This window comes from Streptomyces sp. NPDC001732, from assembly GCF_053596315.1.
This window is the reverse complement of the sequence record NZ_JBSFFY010000007.1, coordinates 84,980-109,700: the sequence shown is the minus strand read 5'-3', so window position 1 is coordinate 109,700 and position 24,721 is coordinate 84,980. Positions and strand designations below refer to the sequence as shown.

General features: G+C 70.1%; 19 protein-coding genes and 1 pseudogene. 11 read left to right on the top strand and 9 right to left on the bottom strand.

Annotated features, from left to right (window positions below; genetic code table 11):
- The first annotated feature begins 495 nt into the window (after nt 1–495).
- On the top strand, nt 496–1,332 hold the full coding sequence (locus ACWCXX_RS10470; RefSeq protein ID WP_451125934.1) for an HAD family hydrolase: 837 nt from the start codon (nt 496–498) through the stop codon (nt 1,330–1,332).
- A 692-nt stretch (nt 1,333–2,024) separates the two neighbouring features.
- Here ACWCXX_RS10470 and ACWCXX_RS10465 read toward each other — a convergent pair.
- A complete protein-coding gene (locus ACWCXX_RS10465) occupies nt 2,025–2,849 on the bottom strand; it encodes an oxidoreductase (RefSeq protein ID WP_451125933.1) in 825 nt (274 codons plus the stop codon).
- A gap of 102 nt (nt 2,850–2,951) precedes the next feature.
- On the opposite strand from ACWCXX_RS10465, the gene ACWCXX_RS10460 reads away from it, so the two are divergent.
- Nucleotides 2,952–3,947, top strand: coding sequence for an ATP-binding protein (locus ACWCXX_RS10460; protein WP_451125932.1), 996 nt, complete (start codon nt 2,952–2,954; stop codon nt 3,945–3,947).
- A gap of 268 nt (nt 3,948–4,215) precedes the next feature.
- Here ACWCXX_RS10460 and ACWCXX_RS10455 read toward each other — a convergent pair.
- Nucleotides 4,216–5,602, bottom strand: a pseudogene (locus ACWCXX_RS10455) (hypothetical protein).
- 284 nt (nt 5,603–5,886) lie between these two features.
- Here ACWCXX_RS10455 and ACWCXX_RS10450 point away from each other — a divergent pair.
- From ACWCXX_RS10450 to ACWCXX_RS10425, 6 genes are all read left to right on the top strand, one after another.
- Entirely contained in the window at nt 5,887–8,883 is a 2,997-nt protein-coding gene (locus ACWCXX_RS10450; protein ID WP_451125931.1) for a SulP family inorganic anion transporter, read from the top strand.
- 255 nt (nt 8,884–9,138) lie between these two features.
- Nucleotides 9,139–11,106 carry an acetate--CoA ligase gene (acs, locus tag ACWCXX_RS10445; RefSeq protein WP_451125930.1) on the top strand — a complete coding sequence of 656 codons (1,968 nt, stop codon included), beginning with the start codon at nt 9,139–9,141 and terminating at the stop codon, nt 11,104–11,106.
- 343 nt (nt 11,107–11,449) lie between these two features.
- Complete coding sequence (nhaA, locus tag ACWCXX_RS10440; RefSeq protein ID WP_451126030.1) at nt 11,450–12,856, top strand: Na+/H+ antiporter NhaA; 1,407 nt, start codon at nt 11,450–11,452, stop codon at nt 12,854–12,856.
- A 47-nt stretch (nt 12,857–12,903) separates the two neighbouring features.
- Nucleotides 12,904–13,437, top strand: coding sequence for a phage holin family protein (locus ACWCXX_RS10435; RefSeq protein WP_451125929.1), 534 nt, complete (start codon nt 12,904–12,906; stop codon nt 13,435–13,437).
- Nucleotides 13,438–13,793: 356 nt separating this feature from the next.
- Complete coding sequence (locus ACWCXX_RS10430; protein ID WP_451125928.1) at nt 13,794–14,699, top strand: alpha/beta fold hydrolase; 906 nt, start codon at nt 13,794–13,796, stop codon at nt 14,697–14,699.
- A gap of 106 nt (nt 14,700–14,805) precedes the next feature.
- Nucleotides 14,806–15,009 carry a hypothetical protein gene (locus ACWCXX_RS10425; protein WP_451125927.1) on the top strand — a complete coding sequence of 68 codons (204 nt, stop codon included), beginning with the start codon at nt 14,806–14,808 and terminating at the stop codon, nt 15,007–15,009.
- 154 nt (nt 15,010–15,163) lie between these two features.
- Here ACWCXX_RS10425 and ACWCXX_RS10420 read toward each other — a convergent pair whose 3' ends face one another.
- The 3 genes from ACWCXX_RS10420 to nth form a co-directional block, all read right to left on the bottom strand.
- A complete protein-coding gene (locus ACWCXX_RS10420) occupies nt 15,164–16,369 on the bottom strand; it encodes a MarP family serine protease (protein WP_451125926.1) in 1,206 nt (401 codons plus the stop codon).
- Between the two features lie 88 nt (nt 16,370–16,457).
- Nucleotides 16,458–17,303, bottom strand: a complete 846-nt coding sequence (locus ACWCXX_RS10415; RefSeq protein WP_451125925.1) for an NUDIX hydrolase — start codon at nt 17,301–17,303, stop codon at nt 16,458–16,460.
- A 73-nt stretch (nt 17,304–17,376) separates the two neighbouring features.
- Nucleotides 17,377–18,219, bottom strand: a complete 843-nt coding sequence (nth, locus tag ACWCXX_RS10410; RefSeq protein WP_451126029.1) for an endonuclease III — start codon at nt 18,217–18,219, stop codon at nt 17,377–17,379.
- 292 nt (nt 18,220–18,511) lie between these two features.
- On the opposite strand from nth, the gene ACWCXX_RS10405 reads away from it, so the two are divergent.
- On the top strand, nt 18,512–19,186 hold the full coding sequence (locus ACWCXX_RS10405) for a Crp/Fnr family transcriptional regulator (protein ID WP_148840632.1): 675 nt from the start codon (nt 18,512–18,514) through the stop codon (nt 19,184–19,186).
- A 168-nt stretch (nt 19,187–19,354) separates the two neighbouring features.
- On the opposite strand, the gene ACWCXX_RS10400 is transcribed toward ACWCXX_RS10405, so the two are convergent.
- The 4 genes from ACWCXX_RS10400 to ACWCXX_RS10385 all read right to left on the bottom strand — a co-directional run bounded on the left by ACWCXX_RS10400 (nt 19,355) and on the right by ACWCXX_RS10385 (nt 22,099).
- Entirely contained in the window at nt 19,355–20,206 is an 852-nt protein-coding gene (locus ACWCXX_RS10400; RefSeq protein ID WP_451125924.1) for an MBL fold metallo-hydrolase, read from the bottom strand.
- Nucleotides 20,203–21,210, bottom strand: coding sequence for an NUDIX hydrolase (locus ACWCXX_RS10395; protein ID WP_451125923.1), 1,008 nt, complete (start codon nt 21,208–21,210; stop codon nt 20,203–20,205). Before ACWCXX_RS10395 ends, ACWCXX_RS10400 begins: the two co-directional genes overlap by 4 nt.
- A gap of 260 nt (nt 21,211–21,470) precedes the next feature.
- The gene (locus ACWCXX_RS10390; RefSeq protein ID WP_451125922.1) at nt 21,471–21,941 is read right to left on the bottom strand and encodes a RidA family protein; all 471 of its coding nucleotides are present in this window, start codon (nt 21,939–21,941) and stop codon (nt 21,471–21,473) included.
- Nucleotides 21,941–22,099 (bottom strand): DUF4177 domain-containing protein, encoded by a 159-nt coding sequence (locus ACWCXX_RS10385; RefSeq protein WP_003967454.1) that lies wholly within the window; start codon nt 22,097–22,099, stop codon nt 21,941–21,943. Before ACWCXX_RS10385 ends, ACWCXX_RS10390 begins: the two co-directional genes overlap by 1 nt.
- A gap of 82 nt (nt 22,100–22,181) precedes the next feature.
- Between ACWCXX_RS10385 and ACWCXX_RS10380 the strand changes: the two genes are divergently transcribed.
- Both ACWCXX_RS10380 and ACWCXX_RS10375 read left to right on the top strand, forming a co-directional pair.
- Nucleotides 22,182–23,180, top strand: coding sequence for an ArsA family ATPase (locus ACWCXX_RS10380; RefSeq protein ID WP_451125921.1), 999 nt, complete (start codon nt 22,182–22,184; stop codon nt 23,178–23,180).
- Nucleotides 23,177–24,712 carry an ArsA-related P-loop ATPase gene (locus ACWCXX_RS10375; protein WP_451125920.1) on the top strand — a complete coding sequence of 512 codons (1,536 nt, stop codon included), beginning with the start codon at nt 23,177–23,179 and terminating at the stop codon, nt 24,710–24,712. Before ACWCXX_RS10380 ends, ACWCXX_RS10375 begins: the two co-directional genes overlap by 4 nt.
- Nucleotides 24,713–24,721 lie beyond the last annotated feature (9 nt).

The following is a 24,721-nucleotide window of genomic DNA, read 5'->3' as shown; positions in this document are numbered from 1 at the left end:
CCACCCCCTTCTCACTGCACCCTCATCGCGGTTCGCAGTGATCTCGGATCGTTCCGAGACCGGCGATTCCACAATCCGCGGACTTCGCGGCAGGAATCACCGTGCAGGGCTTCGGAAAATAATGTGGATCTTGCTCGAAAGCTGTGGACAACTCAGCCGTTGTGAATAACTCCGTCGCTCATACCGGCGACTTTCGGAGCGCACCCCTTCCGCTACGCACCGTGATGGTTCAGGGTGGCGGAGGACGGCGCGAGAGATGCGCCGTCACGGCCGAAATGGAGGCGGAATGCTTGAATCCAAGCGGAAGAAACGCGCCCGGACATGCGACGACCCCCGCCGGGGGGGAGAGCGGGGGTCGTCCCCACGGCCGACTCGGGGGGGGAGGAGCCGGACCGGGTTAGCACGGTCGCGAACGATCCGTGACTTCCATGGTGTACCCGAGAGCCCTCTCAGGCAAACCCACGCGCCGGAGTTTACGCCGAATGGTTGGCCCCTATGCTCTGCCTTGTGGAAAACCGCTTCTTGCCGCGCACAGCAGCCTTCTTTGACCTGGACAAGACGGTCATTGCGAAGTCTTCGACACTGGCCTTCAGCAAGTCCTTCTACCAAGGCGGACTGATCAACCGCCGTGCCGTACTGCGCACTGCGTACGCACAGTTCGTGTTCCTTGCCGGGGGCGCAGATCACGACCAGATGGAGCGGATGCGGGAATATCTCTCCGCGCTCTGCAAGGGCTGGAACGTCCAGCAGGTGAAGGAAATCGTCGCCGAGACCCTGCACGATCTGATCGACCCCATCATCTACGACGAAGCAGCGACGCTCATCGAGGAACACCACACCGCCGGACGCGACGTGGTGATCGTCTCGACCTCGGGCGCCGAGGTCGTCGAACCCATCGGCGAGATGCTCGGTGCCGACCGGGTCGTCGCCACCCGAATGGTGGTCGGCGACGACGGCCGCTTCACCGGGGAGGTGGAGTACTACGCGTACGGCCCGACCAAGGCCGAGGCGATCAGGAGCCTCGCGGTGTCGGAGGGGTACGACCTCTCGCGCTGCTACGCCTACAGCGACTCCGCCACCGATGTACCGATGCTGGAGTCGGTCGGCCATCCGCATGCGGTCAATCCGGACCGTGCGTTGCGGCGCGAAGCGACCCTTCGCGAGTGGCCGATTCTCGTCTTCAACCGGCCGGTCCGGCTCAAGCAACGGCTGCCCGCCTTCTCGATGCCGCCGCGCCCGGCTCTGGTCGCGGCGGCAGTGGGCGCGGCCGCCGTCACAGCGGGACTGGTCTGGTACACCTCCCGCCGCCGGGGCGCCCCGGCCTCGGCCTGACGGCCCGGCACGACAGGTCCGGCACGCGCCGTCGCCCCCCCGCCGCCGAACCCGGCGGGCGAGTGCCCGGCGGGATCGATCGTGGGCGTCGGCACACCGGCCGCACGTGCCGGGTGATCCACTTTCCGGCCCACCCGGCACGAATTATCCGACTCGCCCGTAATTGAACCTAAAAGTAAAGAAGTGCGGCCAGCACTACCGTTCGCACCCCCTCTGGAGTACAAAGGACTCAACGGCCCGCGAGACCAAGGACATCCGAGAGGATTACCCGTAACGCAGAAAAGGCCCCACGGACCGAAGCATGAAAACCGAGCACCCACGCGACGTCGACCCGTCGAATACGGGCCAGCCGCACCAGGGAACGGGCAAAGAACCCGCCCTGATGGGCACATATCGAGGACGCATGGTAACTGGGTAGACATGCCAGCGGCGGTACCGAGGACGGTACCGCCGCAACCCTTTTCCGGGGCAGTGAAGTCGACGCGACGAAGTTACTCCCGTGAAGTCACTTCGGTGCTTTACCCCGGCGGAGTCACGGCCTCGGGCTTCACACAGCGGATTCACCACACCGGCCCCGCACTGTCGGGGTCACCCGCTCCGCGGCACTCCGCCCTCGAACTCCTCGCGAGCCCACAGGCCCGAGGCTCACGGAGCCATAGCCCCGGACTCGCGCATCACACCGGGGTGTCCCGCTACGCCGCGCCTCGCTGCAGCGCCTCGCACACCGCCGTCGACTCCCGGACACCCAGTTCCACGGAGCGCCCGCAGTGGGTGATCCAGGCCGCCATCCCCTCCGGGGTGCCCGACAGATAGCCCTCGAACGCCGCAACATACGCCGCCCGCCCCTGTTCGGCGTGGCCCACCTCGGCCGGACAGATCGACTTGGGGTCGAGTCCGCTCCCGATCAGCACGATCCGTTCAGCGGTCCGGGCGACGAGGCCGTTGCAGGAGCCGAAGGGGCGCAGGGCCAGCAGTTCACCGTGCACGACCGCCGCCGTCACCAACGCGGGCGCCGAAGTACCGGAAAGGATCAGGCCGGAGAGCCCCTCCAGCCTCCCGGCCACCTCGTCGGCGTCCGGCAGCGGCGCTTCGACCAACGGTTCGTCCACGGGCTCGCCCGCCAGCCTCGGCCGGCCGATGGAGTCCTCGGGCTCCGCCCCCCCGGCGGCGACCAGGTGCAGCCGGGCCAGCACCCGAAGCGGCGACTGCCGCCAGATGGAAAGGAGTTGGCCCGCTTCGGCGGTCAGCCTCAGGGCCGCGCCGATCACCTGGGCCTCCTCGTCGCCACTGAAGTCGGTGCGTCGGCGCACCTCTTCCAGGTTCCAGTCGGCACCCGAAAGCGCCGCCGAACCGCGAGCGCCGCGCAGGGCCGCTTCGGCGGTGACCTCGTTGCTGCGGCGCCGCATGATGCGGTGACCGTAGACCCGGTCGACGGCCTTGCGTACGGAGTCCACCGCGTCGGCGACCCCCGGCAGGGAGCCCAGGGCGGCGAGCGGATCAAAGGCAGTCGTACTCATAGGTAGCGAGGCTACGCGCCCCCTGCGCCGATACCGCCCGGGAGTGGCCTTCTTCACGAAGTGCGACAGCGGAACGCGATTGCCCCGCTACCCTAGGTGAACATGAAGATCGCTTTCGTAGGGAAGGGCGGCAGCGGCAAGACCACGCTGTCCTCGCTCTTCATCCGCCACCTCGCCGCCAATGAAGCCCACGTCGTCGCGGTGGACGCCGACATCAACCAGCATCTCGGGGCCGCGCTCGGCCTGGACGACCAGGAGGCCGCGGCGCTTCCCGCCATGGGCGCCCACCTGCCTCTGATCAAGGAATACCTGCGCGGCAGCAATCCCCGTATCGCCTCCGCCGAAACGATGATCAAGACGACTCCGCCCGGCGAGGGGTCGCGGCTGCTGCGGGTCCGCGAGGACAACCCGATCTACGAGGCGTGCGCCCGTACGGTGCGACTCGACGACGGGGAGATCCGGCTGATGGCCACCGGGCCGTTCACCGAGTCGGACCTGGGTGTGGCCTGCTACCACTCCAAGGTCGGCGCGGTCGAGCTCTGCCTCAACCATCTCGTCGACGGCCCCGAGGAGTACGTCGTGGTCGACATGACGGCGGGTTCGGACTCCTTCGCCTCGGGGATGTTCACCCGCTTCGACATGACGTTCCTGGTCGCCGAACCGACCCGCAAGGGTGTCTCCGTCTACCGCCAGTACAAGGAGTACGCACGGGACTTCGGGGTCACGCTGAGGGTGATCGGCAACAAGGTGCAGGGCGAGGACGACCTGGCCTTCCTGCGCGCCGAGGTGGGCGAGGACCTGCTGGTCACCGTCGGGCATTCCGACTGGGTACGGGCGATGGAGAAGGGACGCCCCTCTCGCTTCGAGCTGCTGGAGGCGGACAACCGGATGGCGCTGCAGGCCCTGCAGAACGCGGCGGAGGACTCGTACGGGCAGCGGGACTGGAAGCGTTACACGCGGCAGATGGTGCACTTCCACCTGAAGAACGCGGAGAGCTGGGGCAACGAGAAGACGGGAGCCGATCTGGCCGCCCAGGTCGACCCCGCCTTCGTCCTCGACGAGCGGTACGCGCAGGACAGCGCCGCCCAGCCCGCCTGAGCCGTTCGCTCCCGGGCCGAACCTCGACCGGCTCCGGGCCGAACCCGTCGGCTCCTCTGCCGAGGTCCCGTCACGAGCAGTGCCGCTCCGGGGCCACTCGGGCGCCGGCCGGGATCGGCGTTCCGCCCCGCCCGGCGCCCGATGCGCGGCTCCGTCACTCGGACGTGTCCGCTGCACGGGGCGCCGGGCACGGTCGAGGTCCGCGTGGTTCGGCCGCCCCGTCGGCCCGTTCGCTCAGTCCTTGTCCGGGCGGACTCCCGTACAAGCCTCAGTCCTTTTCCGGGCGGATCCTCGTACGGGCCGCCCCGGCCGCGCTGTCGGTCCTGGAGGCTGCCGTTCCGCCGAAGAAAGCGGTCCAGCCCCGCTCGGGCGCCTGGCCGACGTCGAGCGTGCCGAGCTTCCTCGGCGTCGCCGGGTCCTGTGCGTCCAGCCAGTCGGCCAGCTGCCGGAAGGGCACGCAGCGCACCTCTTTCTTGGTGCAGACGGTCGCGATGGTCTCCTCGACGGCGCGCATGTAGGTGCCGCCGTTCCACGACTCGAAGTGGTTGCCGACGATCAGCGGGGCGCGGTTGCCGTCGTAGGAGCGGTCGAAGGCCCGGAGCAGGCCGTCGCGCATCTGGTTGCCCCAGTACTCGTGCCGGGCCGGGTCGCCCAGCGTCGTACCGGACTGGTTGAACATGAAGTTGTAGTCCATCGAAAGGGTCTCGAACTCGCGGCCCGGCACGGGGACGAGCTGCATCGAGAGGTCCCAGACACCGTCCTTCTTCTTCGGCCAGACCTGGTTGTTGACTCCGCTGGAGTCGTAGCGGAAGCTCATCGTCCGCGCCGCGGCCATCATGTTCTTCCGCCCCTCCAGGCAGGGGTGCGGCCGCCGACGAGTTCCTTGTCGTAGTCGAAGGGGAGCGGCTTCTCCTTCTTCAGGCCGGGGGTGTTGGTCTTCCAGCCCTTCACGAAGGACTTGGCCTGGCCGATCTCGCTCCTCCACTGCTCGACGGACCAGGTGCCGACGCCCCCTTCCGGGCCGCAGAAGTGGCCGTTGAAGTGGGTGCCGATCTCGTCGCCGTCCTCCCAGGCGCCACGCACCCGAGTGAGGGTGTTCCGGATTCCCTCGACGTCGTTGAAGCCGATGTCGGAGCTGCCGGTGTTGCGCTTCGGCGGGTCGTAGAGCCCTCGCTTGTTCTCCGGCAGCAGGTACACGCCGCTGAGGAAGTACGTCATGTTCGCGTGGTACTTCTTGCCCACCTCACGGAAGTGCGAGAACAGCTTCTGACTGTCCTCGCCCGCACCGTCCCAGGAGAACACCACGAACTGCGGGGGCTTCTGACCGGGCGCCAGGCGCTCGGGCACGGGCTGCTTCGGCTGGCCGCCGGTGAAAGCGGTGGAGCCGTCGCCGATGAGCCGGAACACACTCTTGGGCGGAGCCTCGGGAGCCGCTTTCTTCGCCCCGGCGGCCTTCCCCTCCCCGAGGCATGCTTCGCGACATCCGGCCCGGAGGCTCCGGTGCCGGCCTCCGGGCCGGAGGAACAACCCGCCACTCCCGCGGTCAACGCAACAGCCGTGACCCCCAGGGCAACCCGCCGGACGGCGGTCCTCGCCGTGGTGGCCCTTCTCGTGACGACTCTCTTCGCGGCGACCTTCTTCGTGGCGGCCATCATCCGCCCACCCTCTTCCTTGCAGGTAATTTCCGCTGAAAGTGCCGACACGGTGCGGTCAAGGTCGCATGCAGCCCCACCAAAATCAGCACGCTAAGCCATATGAAAAGCTACTTATTCACTTGAATGGGTGATCAAATCGGCCATTTGATCCCAACCATGGACATGGATCTTTACTCTCCATTACGATCCGTTTACCGAGAGTTGAGAAATCCTGCCGCTGCACGCCGTAACCCATGGCCGCGTCCCACATTCCGCGACCGCGCTGCCCCGGAGGAGACGGGAACATGTCTGCTTGCGTCCCCACTCGCCACAACCGCACATCCCGCAGCTCGCGCCCCTCGCGCGCATCGGGAATCAAACGACCACACAGCCCGCCGCAACCGCCTCCCACAAGGCGTTTTCATATCGCGGGCGCCGATCTGTCCGCCTCGATCACTGTCTTCCTGCTAGCCGTCCCCATGTCGCTCGGCCTCGCCGTCGCCATGGACGCCCCGCTTCAGGCCGGGCTCATCTCCGCCGCCATCGGCGGCATCGTCGCCGGACTGCTCGGCGGCACCCCCCTCCAGGTCAGCGGCCCGTCCGCCGGACTGACCGTGGTGACAGCCGAGTTGATCCACCTCTACGGCTGGCGCACCACCTGCGCGATCACCATCGGCGCCGGACTGCTGCAGATCCTGCTGGGTTCGATCCGGGCAGCACGCAGCGCTCTCGCCGTCAGCCCCGCCATCGTGCACGGCACCCTCGCCGGAATCGGCGTGGCCATCGCACTCGCCCAATTGCACATCGTGCTCGGGGGCTCGCCACAGAGTTCGGCAGTGGCCAACGTGCTTTCCCTGCCGGACCAGTTGAGCCGCGTCGACCCCGCCGCTCCGTCGATCGGCGCGCTGACCATCGCCGTCCTGGTCCTGTGGCCGCGGCTTCCGGGACGGGGCGGCCGAGCGGTACGGAGAATCCCCGCCGCCCTTGCCGCAGTGGTGACCGCCACGACAGTGGCCGCAGTTGCCGCGCCCGGGATCGCCCGCGTCGACCTTCCCTCCTGGCAGTCGCACGCCTTTCCGGAGATGCCGCACGGCCCCGTACTGGCCCTGGCCACCGCGGTGTTCACGGTGATGCTGGTGGCCAGCCTGGAGTCGTTGCTCGCCGCGGTCGCCGTGGACAAGCTGTCGGCCGGCCGCGCCGTCGAGCAAGCGGCCGCCCGGCCCGGCACCGACTCACCGCCGGCACCCTCACCGCCGGCACCCGCATCGACGGAACCCACGGCTCCGGCATCGGACCGGGTCGCATCGCCCGCCTCGGCCGGTCTTCCCGCTCTGCCCCTCAAGCGCTCCGACCTCGACCGCGAACTACGCGCCCAGGGCATCGCCAATGCGCTGTCCGGGCTGGTGGGCGGACTGGCGGTGTCCGGCGGCGCGGTGCGCAGCTCGGCCAATGTGCGGGCCGGGGCCACGGGACGTGCCTCCACCGTGCTGCACGGCGTCTGGATGCTGCTCGCCACCGTGCTGCTCGTCACCGTGCTGGAGCGGATCCCGCTGGCCGCGCTCGCCGCGCTGGTGATGATGGTCGGCATCCAGATGGTGAGTTTCGCGCACATCCGCAATGTCCATAAACACCGCGAGTTCCTGGTGTACGGGGCGACGATCACCGGTGTCCTTCTCTTCGGAGTGCTCAAGGGGGTGGCGATCGGCATCGCCGTGGCCGTGGCCGTGGCGCTGCACCGGCTGGGCCGGACCCGGATCACGGTGACCGACCAGGGCAGGCGGCATCTGGTCGTCGTACAGGGGCAGTTGACGTTCCTCGCGGTGCCCCGGCTCAGCCGGGCGCTCGGCCAGCTGCCCCAGGGCGGTGACGCCGTCGTCGAGCTGGACGGCTTCTTCATGGACCATGCCGCGTACGAGACGATCCAGGACTGGAGCAATGCCCAGACCGCCCACGGCGGCAGGGTCGTGTTCACCGGAAGGTCCGGAGGCCGGATCGCCGAGCCCGCCTCGGCGGCGCATTCCTGTTGCCGCCCGTGGACACCGTGGCGCAACCATCACTGCCACGACGAGCCCGACCGGGTGCCCACGCTCCGCCATGACCCCGGCGCCCCCTTCGTCGAGGTCCCTTTCGCCAAGCCCCTCCCCGGCTCGGGCCCCGCCCCCGTCCCCGGCATCGGCACGAACCCCGCGCACGACGCCGGTACGGGCTGGAGCACCGCCCCCAGCACTGCGCTCGACAGCACCGCAAGCCCCTCAGGCCCATCAGACCTCACTGCCTCCGTGGGCCCCGGCGCAGTCGATGTCCCGGCCCGGACGGGACCCGACCCCAGCCCCGACGCCGCACCGCCCCCGGCGGACCCCGGCACCCGCAGCCGAGCGACCGGCTCACCCACCGGCTCGTCCGCCGCTCCGCCCGTCGCCCTGGTGACTGCCTCAAATGCCCCGACCGGCGACACCCCAGCCGGCGACGCCCCGCCCGGCGGAACCTCGCGCAGGACGGGTGGCGACCGGTTGGTGAGCGGTCTGAGTTCGTTCCAGCGCAACACCGCTCCGCTGGTACGCGACGAGCTGGCCCGCCTGGCGCTCGAGGGCCAGCGCCCGTCCCAGCTGTTCATCACCTGCGCCGATTCCCGGCTGGTCACCAGCATGATCACGGCGAGCGGGCCGGGGGATCTGTTCACCGTGCGGAACATCGGCAACCTGGTGCCCCTGCCGGACACCGAGTCGGGGGACGATTCGGTGGGCGCCGCGATCGAGTACGCGGTGGACGTGCTGAGGGTCGAGTCCATCACCGTCTGCGGGCACTCCGGCTGCGGCGCGATGCAGGCCCTGCTCGGCGGCGAACCGGACCCGGACGCTCCCCCCACAGCACTGTGGCGGTGGCTGAGACACGGGCTGCCGAGCCTCAGCAGGATGGCGTCCCGGAATCACGCCTGGGCCCGGATCTCCGGGCGTCTTCCGACCGATGCACTCGAACAGTTGTGCCTCACCAATGTGGTCCAGCAGCTGGACCATTTGCGGTCCCACGAAGCGGTGGCGCGGCGGCTCGCCGAGGGGACGCTCCAGTTGCACGGGATGTACTTCCACGTGGGCGAGGCACAGGCGTATCTGCTGGCCGAGGAGGCGAGCAGCGGACTGGCCCTGGACGAGGTCTTCAACCTTGTGGGCCCCGAGGCCGCCGACTCCCGCAGACCCGGGTGCTCCGCCGCACCCGCCGCCATCTCGTCGGTCGCCGCGTCGCCCGCCATTCCGGGCGGCCCTTCCGGCGCCGGTTCGGGCACACTGGAACATACCGGCGCCTGAACCGGATTCGTCCCCGGTCCGTGAGACCTTGTGGTCCCGCCTCCGCGCAGCTCCGCGTCGTTCTGCACCGCATGACAGCGCAATGCCCGACTCCGCTCCGCATTGCGCTGCCCTGCGCGGCACTGCTCGCACCGCACGCGGATGCGGGACGGTCTCCGCGCACGAGACACAGGTCTAAACCAATTCCCGGCAGACACTTGTCACCCGGCCCCCGGCCTGATGAGCTATGCCCGGGACACAACGGACACCCTGGGAATGGGAGATGTCGTGAGCAATGAAAGCCTGGCCAATCTGCTTCGTGAGGAGCGGCGGTTCGCACCGCCTGCCGATCTGGCCGCGAACGCCAACGTCAAGGCGGAGGCGTACGAGCAGGCCGAGGCGGACCGGCTAGGCTTCTGGGCCGAGCAGGCCCGGCGCCTGACCTGGGCCACGGAGCCGACCGAGACGCTCGACTGGAGCAACCCGCCCTTCGCCAAGTGGTTCGCGGACGGCAAGCTCAACGTCGCGTACAACTGCGTGGACCGCCACGTCGAGGCCGGCAACGGCGACCGGGTCGCCATCCACTTCGAGGGCGAACCCGGTGACGGCCGCACCATCACCTACGCCCAGCTCAAGGACGAGGTCTCCCGCGCCGCCAACGCGCTCGTCGAGCTCGGTGTCGGCAAGGGCGACCGGGTCGCGGTCTACCTGCCGATGATCCCCGAGGCCGCCATCGCGATGCTGGCCTGTGCCCGTATCGGTGCCGCCCACTCCGTGGTCTTCGGCGGCTTCTCGGCCGACGCCATCGCCGCCCGTATCCAGGACGCGGACGCCAAGGTCGTCATCACCGCCGACGGCGGCTACCGCCGCGGCAAGCCGTCCGCGCTCAAGCCCGCCGTGGACGACGCGGTCTCCCGTATCGACGGGGTCGAGCACGTCCTCGTGGTGCGGCGCACCGGCCAGGACACCGCGTGGACCGAGGGCCGCGACGTCTGGTGGCACGAGATCACCGGCCGGCAGTCCGCCGAGCACACCCCCGAGGCCTTCGAGGCGGAGCAGCCGCTCTTCATCCTCTACACCTCCGGCACCACGGGTAAGCCGAAGGGCATCCTGCACACCTCCGGCGGCTACCTCACGCAGGCCGCCTACACCCACAGCGCGGTCTTCGACCTCAAGCCGGAGACCGATGTCTTCTGGTGCACCGCCGACATCGGCTGGGTGACCGGCCACTCGTACATCGTCTACGGCCCGCTGGCCAACGGCGCGACCCAGGTCATGTACGAGGGCACGCCCGACACCCCGCACCAGGGGCGGTTCTGGGAGATCGTGCAGAAGTACGGCGTCACGATCCTCTACACCGCGCCGACCGCGATCCGTACGTTCATGAAGTGGGGTGACGACATCCCCGCCAAGTTCGACCTGAGCAGCCTCCGGGTCCTCGGTTCGGTCGGTGAGCCGATCAACCCCGAGGCGTGGATGTGGTACCGCAAGCACATCGGCGCCGACAGGTGCCCGATCGTGGACACCTGGTGGCAGACCGAGACCGGCGCCATGATGATCGCCCCGCTGCCGGGCGTGACGGCCACCAAGCCGGGCAGCGCTCAGCGCGCCCTGCCCGGGATCTCGGCCACCGTCGTCGACGACGAGGCCAACGAGGTTCCGAACGGCGGGGGCGGCTACCTCGTCCTCACCGAGCCGTGGCCGTCGATGCTCCGCACCATCTGGGGCGACGACCAGCGCTTCATCGACACCTACTGGTCGCGCTTCGAGGGCAAGTACTTCGCGGGCGACGGCGCCAAGAAGGACGAGGACGGCGACATCTGGCTGCTCGGCCGGGTCGACGACGTGATGCTCGTGTCCGGGCACAACATCTCGACCACCGAGGTCGAGTCGGCGCTCGTGTCGCACCCGTCGGTCGCCGAGGCCGCCGTGGTCGGTGCCGCCGACGAGACGACCGGCCAGGCCATCGTCGCCTTCGTGATATTGCGCGGTACGGCCGAGGCCTCCGACGAGCTCGTCGCCGAGCTGCGCAACCACGTCGGGGCGACGCTCGGTCCGATCGCCAAGCCGAAGCGGATCCTGCCCGTCGCCGAGCTGCCGAAGACCCGCTCCGGCAAGATCATGCGGCGTCTGCTGCGCGACGTCGCCGAGAACCGCGAGCTGGGTGACGTCACGACGCTCACCGACTCCTCGGTGATGGACCTCATCCAGAACCAGCTGCCGACCACCTCCTCCGAGGACTGACAGCGGGCTGGGCAAAAGCACCGAGCAGAGGATCGGCAGGGGCCTGCAGAGGACCGACAATGGCCCCGGCCGCGACACCGGTCGCGGCGGGCACCTGCCCTCACCTGCGGTTCTGTACGTCTCCGAGGGGCATTCGGCAACGTGCCGGATGCCCCTTCGGGCGTCCGGGGTGAAGATCGACTCATGGAGTCCCCCGCGCACCCCGGGTAAGGTGGTTGTTGCGTAAACAGAGCAGAACAAGCAGAACAAAGTGATAGAGAAGTCCCAGGGTGTGCCGGGAAGTCTGGTCGGCAAGTGCATCAGTCATGCCATCACTGCCGTACCCACCCGGAGGTCCTCGCTCGTGGCCGCGCCCGCCCCCGCACCCCCGTCGCCCCGCCGCACCCTGCTCGGCCGCCTGTCCCTGCCCGAGCGGAACTACCTCACGGACGCCCTGCGCACCGAGACCGTCGGCGGAATCATCTTGCTCCTCGCCGCGATAGCCGCCCTGCTGTGGGCAAACCTCTTCGGCTCCGGTTACGCGGCCGTCAGCGACTTCCACTTCGGGCCCGCGTCGCTGGGACTCAACCTCTCCGTGGAGCACTGGGCGGCGGACGGGCTGCTCGCGATCTTCTTCTTCGTCGCGGGTGTCGAGCTCAAGCGGGAACTGGTCGCGGGCGAGCTCCGCGACCCCAAGGCGGCCGCCCTCCCCGTCGTCGCCGCGCTGTGCGGAATGGCGGTTCCGGCCCTCGTCTACACGCTGGTGAACGTGATCGGCGGGGGTTCGACGGACGGCTGGGCCGTCCCCACCGCCACCGACATCGCCTTCGCGCTCGCCGTGCTCGCGGTCATCGGCACCTCGCTGCCGAACGCCCTGCGCGCCTTCCTGCTGACCCTCGCAGTCGTCGACGACCTCTTCGCGATCCTGATCATCGCGGTCTTCTTCACCGAGCAGATCAACTTCCTGGCTCTCGGCGGTGCCTTCGTCGGCCTCGTCGTCTTCTACCTGCTGCTGCGCTGGAACGTGCGCGGCTGGTACATCTACGTACCGCTCGCCCTGGTCGTCTGGGGCCTGATGTACAACAGCGGCATTCACGCCACGATCGCCGGTGTCGCCATGGGCCTGATGCTCCGCTGCAGCCGACGGGACGGCGAGAGCCGGTCCCCCGGCGAGCACATCGAGCACCTCGTCCGTCCGCTGTCGGCCGGTTTCGCCGTTCCGATGTTCGCGCTCTTCTCGGCCGGGGTCGCCCTCTCCGGCAGCGCGCTGGCGAACGTGTTCGGCCGGCCCGAGACGCTCGGCGTCGTCCTGGGGCTCGTCGTCGGCAAGACCCTGGGCATCTTCGGCGGTACGTGGCTGGCCGCCCGTTTCACCAAGGCGGAGCTGAACAAGGAACTGGCCTGGGCGGACGTCTTCGCGCTCGCCTCGCTCGCCGGAATCGGCTTCACCGTCTCGCTGCTCATCGACGAGCTGGCCTTCGCCGGCGACAAGGGCACGATCGACGAGGTCAAGGCCGCGGTGCTGATCGGTTCGCTGACGGCCGCGGTGTTCTCCGGCGTACTGCTCAAGCTCCGGGTCCGCAAGTACCAGGCGCTGCACGAGGCCGAGGAGCGCGACGAGGACGAGGACGGGGTCCCCGACATCTACGAACAGGGCGACCCCGAGTACCACTTGCGGATGGCCGCGATCCACGAGAAGAAGGCGGCCGAGCACCGCCGCCTTGCCCAACTGGCGGGGGCAGCGAGCAACGAGCCTGACAGTCCGGCATGATCTGACACCAGATGTGTTGAGCAGCAGGACTGGAGAGTGAGTCAGGGATGAGCGACCCCGGCAACAACGCGGGCGGTACCGACCGCAGTCTCGGACAACTGGTCGCCGCGGCGACGGCCGAGATGTCCGCACTGGTGCACGACGAGATCGCCCTGGCCAAGGCGGAGGTACGGCAGGACGTCAAGCGCGGCGTCACCGGCAGCATGGCGATCATCATCGCGGGCGTGCTGTTCCTGTTCGCGATCCCGGTGCTGAGTTTCGCGGCGGCGTACGGCATTCACAACCTGGGACTCGGGCTGGCCTGGTCGTTCCTGATTGTGGGGGCCGCCTTCATCCTCCTGGGCGGGCTGCTCGCGCTGTTCGCCGTCGCCAAGTTCAAGAAGGTGAAGCCGCCGCAGAAGTCCATCGCCTCGGCGAAGCAGACGGCGGCCGTGCTGCAGGGTGTCAAGCCGCATCCGCGTCCGGAGGCCACGGCGGGGACGGGCCGCCCGGCCGCCGTCGGCAGTACGCTGGCGAGCCGGGCCGTGGAGAAGGCACCGGTCCAGGACAAGACGTCCGCTGTGGCACGCTCGTCCACATGACGGTCTCCGATTCCAGCGCATTCGACCCACTGAGCCCCGTGGGTCCAGTAGGTCCGGAAGGTCCGGTCGACCCGGCGGCTCCGGCCGGCCGTCCCGGCCTGCACGGCTCTTCCGGTCCGGGCGGTTCCTCGGACCGGGACTCGGACGGTTCCCCGGACCCGGACGACGTCCCGGTCCCGGAGAGCACCTCGACCCCCACGGACAGTGGTTCGACCCTCGCAGGTGGTGGTTCAACCCTCGCGGGCAGTGGTTCGACTCTCGCGGGCGGACCGGGCTCGTCAGGATCGGGTCGGCCTCTCTTCCTCTCCTCGCCCGCCGCTCCCGGCCCGCTCGGTCCCGTCCGGCCCGGTGGCCCCGTGCGGATCGACGGGCCGTGGACCCACCGGGACGTGGCGGCCAACGGCGCCCGCTTCCACATCGCCGAGCTCGGCGAGGGACCGCTGGTGCTGCTGCTGCACGGCTTCCCACAGTTCTGGTGGACCTGGCGCCACCAGCTCACCGCCCTCGCCGACGCCGGTTTCCGGGCCGTCGCGATGGACCTGCGCGGGGTCGGCGGCAGCGACCGTACGCCGCGGGGTTACGACCCCGCCAACCTGGCACTCGACGTCACCGGCGTGATCCGCTCACTCGGCGAACCGGACGCGGCGCTGGTCGGCCACGACATGGGCGGCTATCTCGCCTGGACGGCCGCGGTGATGCGGCCGAAGCTGGTGCGCCGCCTCGTGGTCTCCTCGATGCCGCATCCACGCCGCTGGCGCTCCTCGATGCTCTCCGACTTCGCCCAGACCCGGGCGGGCTCGCACGTCTGGGGCTTCCAGCGCCCCTGGGTGCCGGAGCGTCAGCTCGTCGCGGACGACGCGGCGTTGGTCGGCCGGCTGATCCACGACTGGGCGGGCCCCCGCACGCCGGAGTTCCCCGACGACGCGACGGTGGACGTCTACCGGCACGCGATGTGCATCCCGTCGACGGCGCACTGCTCGATCGAGCCCTACCGCTGGATGGTGCGCTCCCTGGCCCGTCCGGACGGAATCCAGTTCAACCGCCGGATGAAACGGCCGGTGCGGGTGCCCACGCTGCACCTGCACGGTTCACTCGATCCGGCGATCCGGACGCGCAGTGCGGCGGGGTCCGGCGAGTACGTCGAAGCGCCGTACCGTTGGCGACTTTTCGACGGTCTGGGTCACTTCCCCCACGAGGAGGACCCGATCGGCTTCTCGGCCGAACTCATCAGCTGGCTCAAGGATTCCGAGCCCGATCGGTAACCTTGTGCGCACAGTTGTCCGACGAACAGCCAATTGCCTGGCGCATAGGCCAATTGGCTGACGGATGGGCGATTACCGACCATGAGGCACGGGCAGACGTCCGGGTATGGGCTGGACGCACGACTTCGGTGACGCAGCACGCAACCGCCGCTCGACCGCCACGGCGGGTCTGAGCACTCATGAGGGGGACGGCCCCCGGGGCCGGGTGCACGATATGCATGTTCTGCATGATCCCCGGCTCGGGATCCCGCGCATTCTGCGCCGCAGGGCCCGTTGGGTCTCGGCGCGATTGCGCCATCCACGCGGATGATCTTTGCCCCGTCCGGCCGGTGAGCATTCACCGGCCGGACGGGACTTCACCGCGAAACTTCGCCACTTCGCCGCTTTACCGCGACTCTTCCCCGAAGGGCCTCACCACGGCTCCTGGTCGCAGGACTCCGCCACGGCTCTCCGCCGCGGTTCGCCTACAGGGCGCATCCCTGGCTGTCAACCTGCTGGTTGGCGGAACGGCCGCGCTCGATGTCCTGACGGATCTCGTCGGCCGTCAGCGCGTAACCGGTGTCGGGGTCGTCGAGCGACTTCGCGAAGACGACTCCGTACACCTTGCCGTCGGGCGTCAGCAGCGGTCCGCCGGAGTTGCCCTGGCGGACGGTCGCGTAGAGCGAGTACACATCGCGGCGGACGGTGCCCCGGTGGTAGATGTCCGGTCCGTCGGCGTCGATGCGGCCCCGGACGCGCGCGGCCCGGACGTCGTACGAGCCGTTCTCCGGGAAGCCCGCGACGATGGCGCTGTTCCCCGTGCGGGCGTCACTGTCGGCGCCGGTGAACTTCAGCGGCTTCGCGTCGAGGTCCGGTACGTCGAGCACGGCGATGTCCCGCCGCCAGTCGTACAGGACGACCTTCGCGTCGTACAGCCGGCCCTGGCCGCCGATCTGGACGGTCGGCTCGTCGACCCCGCCGACGACATGGGCGTTGGTCATCACCCGGCGGTCGGAGAAGACGAAGCCGGTGCCTTCGAGGACCTTGCCGCAGCTCGGGGCCGTGCCGACGACCTTGACGATGGACTTCTTGGCGCGGGCCGCGACGGGGCTGCCCACCAGTGCCGGGTCCGGGGGCCGGACCTCGGTGATCGGCTCGTTGGCGAACGGGCTGAAGACCTGCGGGAAGCCGTTCTGCGCGAGGACGGAGGAGAAGTCCGTGAACCAGGTGGACGCCTGCGCGGGCATCACCCGGGAGACCCCGAGCAGGACCGAGGAGCTGCGGACCTCCTTGCCCAGCGTCGGCAGCGAGGTGCCGGCCAGCGCGGAGCCGATCAGCCAGGCGACCAGCAGCATCGCGACGACGTTGACCAGGGCGCCGCCGGTCGCGTCGAGGGCGCGCGCGGGCGACCATGTGATGTACCGGCGGAGCTTGTTGCCGAGGTGGGTGGTGAACGCCTGGCCCACCGAGGCACAGACGATCACGATGATCACGGCCACGACGGCCGCCGTGGACGAGACCTCGGAGCCGTCCGTCAGCCGGTCCCACAGGACCGGGAGCAGGTAGACGGCGACGAGACCGCCGCCCAGGAACCCGATCACCGACAGGATGCCGACGACGAACCCCTGTCTGTAGCCGATGACCGCGAACCACACGGCGGCGGCCAGCAGCAGGATGTCCAGCACGTTCACCGTCTATAGCCTCGCAGATTCGTCACCGGGCCCGTTCCTTCGGCTGGGTCCGGGCGGGGCCGGACGGGTCAGCACGGGAGCCAGCCTGTCATGCGCGCCAGTCGAGCGGCACCTGTCTGGCGGTGTCCCAGGGGCGCTCCCAGCCCGCGAAGTGCAGAATCCGGTCGATCACTCCGGCGGTGAAACCCCAGACCAAGGCGGATTCGACCAGAAATGCCGGGCCCTGGTGGCCGCTCGGATGGACCGCGGTGGCGCGATTGGCCGGATCCGTGAGATCCGCCACGGGAACGGTGAAGACGCGGGCCGTCTCACCCGGATCGACGACACCGACCGGGCTGGGCGAGTGCCACCAGCCGAGAACCGGCGTCACGACGAAGCCGCTCACCGGGATGTAGAGCCGGGGCAGCACGCCGAAGAGCTGGACACCGCGCGGGTCGAGGCCGGTCTCCTCCTGGGCCTCCCGCAGCGCGGCCCTGAGCGGCCCCGTCGTCGCCGGGTCGCCGTCCTCCGGGTCCAGGGAGCCGCCGGGGAAGGACGGCTGCCCGGGGTGGGAGCGCAGGCTTCCGGACCGCTCCATGAGGAGCAGCTCGGGGCCGTGCTCGCCCTCGCCGAAGAGTACGAGCACGGCGGACTGCCGGCCGGCCCCGCTCTCGGGCGGCAGGAAGCGGCTGAGCTGGTCGGGTTCGACGGTCCGCGCGGTGTCGGCCACGGGATCGAGCCAGGCGGGCAGGCCGTCGACCGTGACGGCGACCCCGGCGTCGTGACCGGAATCGGGACCGGCACCGGCACCTGACGTGGCGGCGGCGACCGCCGCCGGGCCGACTGCCGCGGAACCGTCAAGGGACCGGTTTCCCGCGGCGGGCACGGCGGGTTCGGCCGCCGCTTCCTTCGTCTCTTCCTTCGCCGCTTCCTTGCTCTGTTCGTGCGTCTTCATAGGCACCCCTCGTCTCACAACGCCTGTCGTCACGCGTTTCGTTCCGCAGCGGCGCCGTGACGGACGCCGCGCGTCAGTCGGCCCCCGGAGCCGGTGCGGGTCTGCCCGGGTAGTCCGCCGGTGGACTCAGCCGCTGGCCCGGCCGGCCGCCCATCTCGTACTTCAGCAGCTTTCGGGCCTTCTCCGGATCGGTCTCGCCCTCGCCGTACGCGGGGCAGAGCGGGGCGATCGGACAGGCGCCGCAGGCGGGCTTGCGGGCGTGGCAGATGCGGCGGCCGTGGAAGATGACGCGGTGCGAGAGCATCGTCCACTCGCTCTTGGGGAAGATCGCGCCGATCTCCGCCTCGACCTTCTCCGGGTCTTCCTGTTCCGTCCATTTCCAACGGCGTACGAGACGTCCGAAATGGGTGTCCACAGTGATTCCCGGAACACCGAAAGCATTACCCAGAACGACATTGGCGGTCTTGCGGCCGACGCCCGGAAGCGTGACGAGATCGGCGAGCCTGCCCGGCACCTCGCCGCCGAAATTGTCCCGGAGCGCCACGGAGAGACCTATCAGCGACTTGGCCTTCGCCCGGAAGAAACCGGTCGGCCGGATGATCTCCTCCAGCTCCTCCGGAACGGCCGCGGCCATGTCCTCGGGAGTGGGGTAGGCGGCGAAGAGCGCGGGAGTGGTCTGGTTGACCCTCAGATCGGTGGTCTGGGCGGACAGCACCGTGGCGACGAGGAGTTCGAAGGGGTTCTTGAAGTCCAGCTCGGGATGGGCGTACGGGTAGAGCTCGGCGAGCTCGCGGTTGATCCTGCGGGCGCGACGGACCATCGCCAGCCGCGATTCCGGCTTCCGGCCGGCACGCTTCGCGGCGGGCTTCGGCGCCGACTCCCCCGTGGGACTTTTTGTCGCTCTTACCGGGCGAATCGCACCCTGTTCCGGGCGATTCACACCCTGTTCGCCCACAGCGGAATCATGGCCTTCCGACACCCCATCAGCCCCCTTGGCCTGCGCTCTCACCGGCGATTTGGACACTCGACCAGCCTAGAGCCACGCACCGACATCCGCCCCGGTCACCGCGTATCCGCCCCCGATCGGCCCCCTGCCGCACGATTCGGCACGTCCGTGCGTCAAACTGGTTTGTGATTGATCGCACTGTTTTACCGTCCGGCATGATGGGGACCACGGTTCCCGGAACAGGCCGACAAGGAGAGAACTCGTGGACGACGTTCTGCGGCGCGCCCCGCTTTTCGCGGCGCTCGATGACGAGCAGGCCGCGGAGCTCCGCGCCTCGATGAGTGAGGTGACCCTCGCGCGCGGCGACGCGCTCTTCCACGAGGGCGACCCGGGCGACCGCCTCTACGTGGTCACCGAGGGCAAGGTGAAGCTCCACCGCACCTCCCCCGACGGGCGCGAGAACATGCTGGCGGTCCTCGGCCCCGGCGAGCTGATCGGTGAGCTGTCCCTCTTCGACCCGGGCCCCCGCACCGCCACCGCGACCGCGCTGACCGAGGTCAAGCTCCTCGGCCTCGGGCACGGCGACCTCCAGCCCTGGCTGAACGCCCGCCCCGAGGTGGCCGCGGCTCTGCTGCGCGCCATCGCCCGCCGCCTGCGCAAGACCAACGACCAGATGTCCGACCTGGTCTTCTCGGACGTTCCGGGCCGTGTCGCCCGCGCCCTCCTCGACCTGTCGCGCCGCTTCGGCGTCCAGTCGGAGGAAGGCATCCACGTCGTCCACGACCTGACCCAGGAAGAGCTGGCCCAGCTGGTCGGCGCTTCCCGCGAAACGGTCAACAAGGCCCTCGCCGACTTCGCCGGACGCGGCTGGCTGCGCCTGGAGGCGCGCGCCGTGATCCTGCTGGACGTGGAGCGGCTGGCGAAGCGGTCCCGCTGAGCGGTCACCGCCGGACATGAACCGGGCCGGACGGGCCGCGGGAGCGGCCCGAGCCGCCCCGCGCACACCGGTCGCGTCGGCTCCGTACGTGAGGCCCCGCCGCCCGGCGGGGCCTCACGCCGTCCCGCACCCCGCGCAGGCCCGGGGCCGGGGCAGTGGCGGAACCGGTCAGGCCGGGTCCCGCTCCCCGTCTATCAGGCCGTGCTCGCCCAGATACTCCAGCTGGGCCAGCACCGAGAGCTCCGCGGCGGGCCACAGCGACCGGTCCACGTCCGCGTACACATGCGCCACCACCTCCGACGAGGTACGGTGTCCGGCCTCGACCGCCGTCTCCACCTGGGCCAGCCGGTGCGCCCGGTGCGCGAGGTAGAACTCGACCGCGCCCTGCGCGTCGTCCAGCACCGGTCCGTGCCCCGGCAGCACCGTCTGCACGCCGTCGTCGACAGTCAGCGAGCGCAGCCGCCGCAGCGAGTCGAGGTAGTCGCCGAGCCGCCCGTCCGGGTGCGCGACGACCGTGGTGCCCCGGCCGAGGATCGTGTCGCCCGTCAGCACGGCCCGGTCGGCCGGCAGGTGGAAGGAGAGCGAGTCCGCGGTGTGCCCCGGGGTCGGCACGACCCGCAGCTCCAGCCCTCCGGTGGTGATCACGTCGCCCGCGGTCAGCCCCTCGTCGCCGAGCCGCAGCGCCGGGTCCAGGGCCCGCACCTTCGTCCGGGTCAGCTCGGCGAAGCGTGCCGCGCCCTCCGCGTGGTCGGGGTGCCCGTGGGTGAGGAGGGTGAGCGCGATCCGGCGGCCCGCCCGTTCGGCGGTCTCCATGACGGCCCGCAGGTGCGCGTCGTCCAGCGGGCCCGGATCGATGACGACCGCGAGACCGGAGTCGGGCTCGGCGACGATCCAGGTGTTGGTGCCGTCCAGCGTCATCGGCGAGGCGTTGGGGGCGAGGACGTTGACGGTACGGGTGGTGGCGGGGCCGGACAGGACCGTGCCGCGTGGCTGTCCGGGCAGCGCTGCCGCATCGCTCATATGGACTCACCGCCCGCACCGGCGTCGGTACCCGTACCCGAACCGGAACCGGCCCCCGTACCAACCTCTGTACCGGCCGCCGTACCTGTACCGGAATCCTTACCGGAACCGGAATCCGTACCGCCGTCGGCCGGCCTGTCCGGGATGTGCTTGGTGAACTCGTCGTGCCCCGGCCAGCTCAGCACCAACTCGTCACCCTCCAGTCTCGCCCGTGCCAGTACGGGGGTGAGGTCCTGGGAATCCGCCGCCTTCAGGACCTCCGCGACCGTCCCGTACGGCCTCAGCGCCCGCAGCGTCGACACGGTCGGCGGCATCATCAGCAGCTCGCCCCTGTCGTATCCGTCGGCCGCCTCGCCGGGAGCGATCCACACCGTGCGGTCGGCCTCCGTGGAGGCGTTGCGGGTGCGCTGGCCCTCGGGGAGCGCGGCGACGAAGAACCAGGTGTCGTAGCGGCGGGGCTCGAACTCGGGGGTGATCCAGCGCGCCCAGGCGCCCAGCAGGTCGGAGCGCAGCACCAGGCCGCGCCGGTCCAGGAACTCGGCGAAGGACAGCTCCCGGGCGACCAGCGCCTGCCGGTCGGCCTCCCAGTCCGCGCCGGTGATGTCGCCGACCACCGTACCGGCGCTCGGCCCCGCGAGCAGGACGCCCGCCTCCTCGTACGTCTCGCGCACCGCCGCGCAGACGACGGCCTGGGCCTCGGCCGGGGTACCGACGCCGAGCCGGTCGGCCCAGGTCTCCAGCGCGGGTCCGGCCCAGGCGACGAGCCGGTCGTCGTCGCGCGGGTCCACCCCGCCACCCGGATAGGCGTACGCCCCGCCGGCAAAAGCCATGGAGGCGCGACGGCGCAGCATGTGGACGGCGGGGCCGCCCTCGGTGTCAGCGGCGGGGTCCCGGAGCAGCATCACGGTGGCGGCCCGCTTCGGGGTCGCGGCGCTCAGCTCACCTGCGGCGAGTGCCCGGATCCGGTCGGGCCATTCCGGTGGGTACCACTGACCATTGGACATGGCCGGAGGCTATCCGGAACCGCGCCGATGTTCGAGAGGTGCACTGATCCACCCCCGGAAAGACGCCCTGGCCCACCCCCGGAGAGGTGCACTGATCCACCCCCGGAGAGGTGCCCCGAGTCACCCCCGGAGAGGCGCCCCGATCCGCTCCCGGCAGGCCGTCCCGGTCCGTCCGCCCCCGTACACGGCTGATCCCGCCCGGTCGTGACGACCGGACGGGATCAGCGGGTTCCGAGAGCGGGCGAGGCTCGGCGTACGGCTCAGGCCCCGACCAGCTCGACCTGGACCTCGACCTCCACCGGCGCGTCCAGCGGCAGCACCGCGACGCCCACCGCGCTGCGCGCGTGCACGCCCTTGTCGCCCAGCACCTCGCCCAGCAGCTCGCTGGCGCCGTTGATCACGGCGGGCTGGCCGGTGAAGTCGGGCGCCGAGGCCACGAAGCCCACGACCTTCACGACCCGGGCGATCCGGTCCAGGTCGCCCGCGACGGACTTCACCGCGGCCAGGGCGTTGAGGGCACAGGTCCGCGCCAGCTCCTTGGCCTCGTCGGGCGTGACCTCCGCCCCGACCTTGCCGGTGACCGGAAGCTTGCCGTCCACCATCGGCAGCTGGCCGGAGGTGTACACGTACACCCCCGACTGCACAGCCGGCTGGTACGAGGCCAGCGGCGGAACGACGGCCGGCAGCGTCAGCCCGAGCTCGGCGAGCTTCGCCTCGACTGCGCCCGCCATTACGCCTTCTCCCGCTTCAGGTAGGCCACGAGCTGCTCGGGGTTGTTCGGGCCGGGAACGACCTGGACCAGCTCCCAGCCGTCCTCGCCCCAGGTGTCCAGAATCTGCTTGGTCGCGTGCACGAGAAGGGGCACGGTCGCGTATTCCCACTTGGTCATGGCCCGACTGTAATGCCTGCGCAATCCCTGGCACGCGCAGCCTCGTGCGTAGCCCGCGGTGCGACTGGTTAGGCTCGAATACGTGAGCAGGTTCCAGGTCGTCAGCGGCAAGGGCGGTACCGGTAAGACCACGGTCGCCGCCGCCCTCGCGCTCGCCCTCGCGGCCGAGGGCAGGCGCACCCTCCTCGTGGAGGTCGAGGGCAGGCAGGGCATCGCCCAACTCTTCGAGACGGATTCCCTCCCGTACGAGGAGCGCAAGATCGCCGTCGCACCGGGCGGCGGCGAGGTGTACGCCCTCGCGATCGACGCCGAGCGCGCCCTTCTCGACTACCTCCAGATGTTCTACAAGCTCGGCAGCGCGGGCCGGGCGCTCAAGAAGCTCGGCGCCATCGACTTCGCCACCACGATCGCGCCCGGGGTGCGGGACGTGCTGCTGACCGGCAAGGCCTGCGAGGCCGTCCGCCGCAAGGACAAGCAGAACCGGTACGTCTACGACCACGTGGTCATGGACGCCCCGCCCACCGGACGCATCACCCGCTTCCTCAATGTGAACGACGAGGTGGCCGGGCTGGCCCGGATCGGCCCGATACACAATCAGGCCCAGGCCGTGATGCGGGTGCTGAAGTCGCCCGAGACAGCGGTCCATCTGGTGACGCTCCTGGAGGAGATGCCGGTCCAGGAGACCGCGGACGGCATCGCGGAGTTGCGGGCCGCCGGGCTCGGGACGGGCCGGGTCATCGTGAACATGGTGCGACCGCACCTGCTGGACGAGGACACCCTGCGCACCGCCTCGGGCGGCCGACGCAAGGAGATCGCCAAGGCGCTGACCCGGGCCGGGGTGACGGGCTCCGCGGGACTGGTGCGCCCCCTGGTCGAGCAGGCCGCCGAGCACGCCCAGCGGGTCGGGCTGGAGCGTGAGCAGCGGGCGGTGCTCGCGGGCCTGGGGCTGCCGGGGTACGAACTCCCGTTGATCGGCGAGGGCATCGACCCGGCCGGTCTCTACGACCTGGCGACCGAGCTCCGCAAGCAGGGCGTGGGCGAAGGGGCGGTACAAGGGGCGGAACAAGGGGCGGGTTCATGACACAGCGCACGGGATCGGACGCGGCCACGTCCGCGGTCCGGAAGTCGACCACGTCCACGGCCCGGAACGCCTCCGCCTCCACGACCGCCCGGAAACCGGCCACGGACCGCGGCTCCTCCACCCCGTCCCCGGACGCCTCCGCGGGCTCGTCCCCGGCCCCGCTGTCCGCGCCCGCGCTGGACGCCGACGCGCTGCTCGACGACCCGGCCATCCGGATCGTCGTGTGCTGCGGCTCGGGCGGCGTCGGCAAGACCACGACCGCCGCGGCACTGGGCGTACGGGCGGCCGAGCGCGGCCGCAAGGTCGTCGTCCTCACCATCGATCCGGCCCGCAGGCTCGCCCAGTCCATGGGCATCGACTCGTTGGACAACATCCCGCGCCGGGTCCCGGGCATCGAGAGCGGGAACGGCGGGGAACTGCACGCCATGATGCTCGACATGAAGCGGACCTTCGACGAGGTCGTCGAGGCGCACACGGACGCCGAGCGGGCCCGCGCGATCCTGGAGAACCCCTTCTACCAGTCCCTGTCGGCCGGTTTCGCGGGCACGCAGGAGTACATGGCGATGGAGAAGCTCGGGCAGTTGCGCGCACGCGACGAGTGGGACCTGATCATCGTCGACACTCCTCCGTCGCGCTCCGCGCTGGACTTCCTGGACGCGCCGAAGCGGCTCGGTTCCTTCCTGGACGGAAAGTTCATCAAGGTGCTGATGGCCCCGGCGAAGATGGGCGGTCGGGCCGGGATGAAGTTCCTGAACGTGGGCATGTCGATGATGACCGGCACCCTCGGCAAGCTGCTCGGCGGTCAACTCCTGCGCGACGTACAGACCTTCGTCGCAGCGATGGACACCATGTTCGGCGGCTTCCGCACCCGGGCCGACGCCACGTACACCCTGCTCCAGGCGCCCGGCACGGCGTTCCTCGTGGTCGCGACCCCCGAGCGGGACGCGTTGCGCGAGGCCGCCTACTTCGTGGAACGGCTCGCCGCGGAGAAGATGCCGCTGGCCGGCCTGGTGCTCAACCGCGTCCACGGCAGCGAAGCCGCCCGGCTCTCGGCCGAGCACGCCCTGGCCGCCGCAGAAAATCTTGACGGGGTCGGCATTGTGGATCAGACGACCGGGAAGGCTGGACTTCGTGACCCGGCCGACTGGTCGATCGCCCCGCCCGAAGGCGTCGTCACCCCCGACACCACTCCCGATCCTCCCGAACACGCAGACCACGAGAGCCACACGGGCCACGCGGACGCCGAAAACCCCGAATCGGCCCCAGGACCGAAGCCCGCGTCGGACCCCGTGTCAGGAACCGAAGCGATTCCCGCTCCCGCGTCGGTCGATCAGCTGACCGCAGGTCTGCTGCGCCTGCACGCCGAACGGATGCAGGTGGTCGCGCGCGAACAGCGCACACGCGACCGCTTCACCGCGCTGCACCCCGAGGTCGCCGTGACCGAAGTGGCCGCACTGCCCGGTGATGTACATGATCTCGAAGGCCTTCGGGCCATCGGGGACCGGCTCGCGACCGGTTCCACCCCAGCCTGAGCTGCGTAG

Excerpts from the sequence above, each read along its gene's own strand:
- ACWCXX_RS10470 (WP_451125934.1), top strand. The coding sequence starts at position 496 with ATGCTCTGCCTTGTGGAAAACCGCTTCTTGCCGCGCACAGCAGCCTTC.
- ACWCXX_RS10465 (WP_451125933.1), bottom strand. The coding sequence starts at position 2,849 with ATGAGTACGACTGCCTTTGATCCGCTCGCCGCCCTGGGCTCCCTGCCG.
- ACWCXX_RS10460 (WP_451125932.1), top strand. The coding sequence starts at position 2,952 with ATGAAGATCGCTTTCGTAGGGAAGGGCGGCAGCGGCAAGACCACGCTG.
- ACWCXX_RS10450 (WP_451125931.1), top strand. The coding sequence starts at position 5,887 with ATGTCTGCTTGCGTCCCCACTCGCCACAACCGCACATCCCGCAGCTCG.
- acs (WP_451125930.1), top strand. The coding sequence starts at position 9,139 with ATGGGAGATGTCGTGAGCAATGAAAGCCTGGCCAATCTGCTTCGTGAG.
- ACWCXX_RS10435 (WP_451125929.1), top strand. The coding sequence starts at position 12,904 with ATGAGCGACCCCGGCAACAACGCGGGCGGTACCGACCGCAGTCTCGGA.
- ACWCXX_RS10425 (WP_451125927.1), top strand. The coding sequence starts at position 14,806 with ATGGGCTGGACGCACGACTTCGGTGACGCAGCACGCAACCGCCGCTCG.
- ACWCXX_RS10415 (WP_451125925.1), bottom strand. The coding sequence starts at position 17,303 with ATGAAGACGCACGAACAGAGCAAGGAAGCGGCGAAGGAAGAGACGAAG.
- ACWCXX_RS10400 (WP_451125924.1), bottom strand. The coding sequence starts at position 20,206 with ATGAGCGATGCGGCAGCGCTGCCCGGACAGCCACGCGGCACGGTCCTG.
- ACWCXX_RS10395 (WP_451125923.1), bottom strand. The coding sequence starts at position 21,210 with ATGTCCAATGGTCAGTGGTACCCACCGGAATGGCCCGACCGGATCCGG.
- ACWCXX_RS10390 (WP_451125922.1), bottom strand. The coding sequence starts at position 21,941 with ATGGCGGGCGCAGTCGAGGCGAAGCTCGCCGAGCTCGGGCTGACGCTG.
- ACWCXX_RS10385 (WP_003967454.1), bottom strand. The coding sequence starts at position 22,099 with ATGACCAAGTGGGAATACGCGACCGTGCCCCTTCTCGTGCACGCGACC.
- ACWCXX_RS10375 (WP_451125920.1), top strand. The coding sequence starts at position 23,177 with ATGACACAGCGCACGGGATCGGACGCGGCCACGTCCGCGGTCCGGAAG.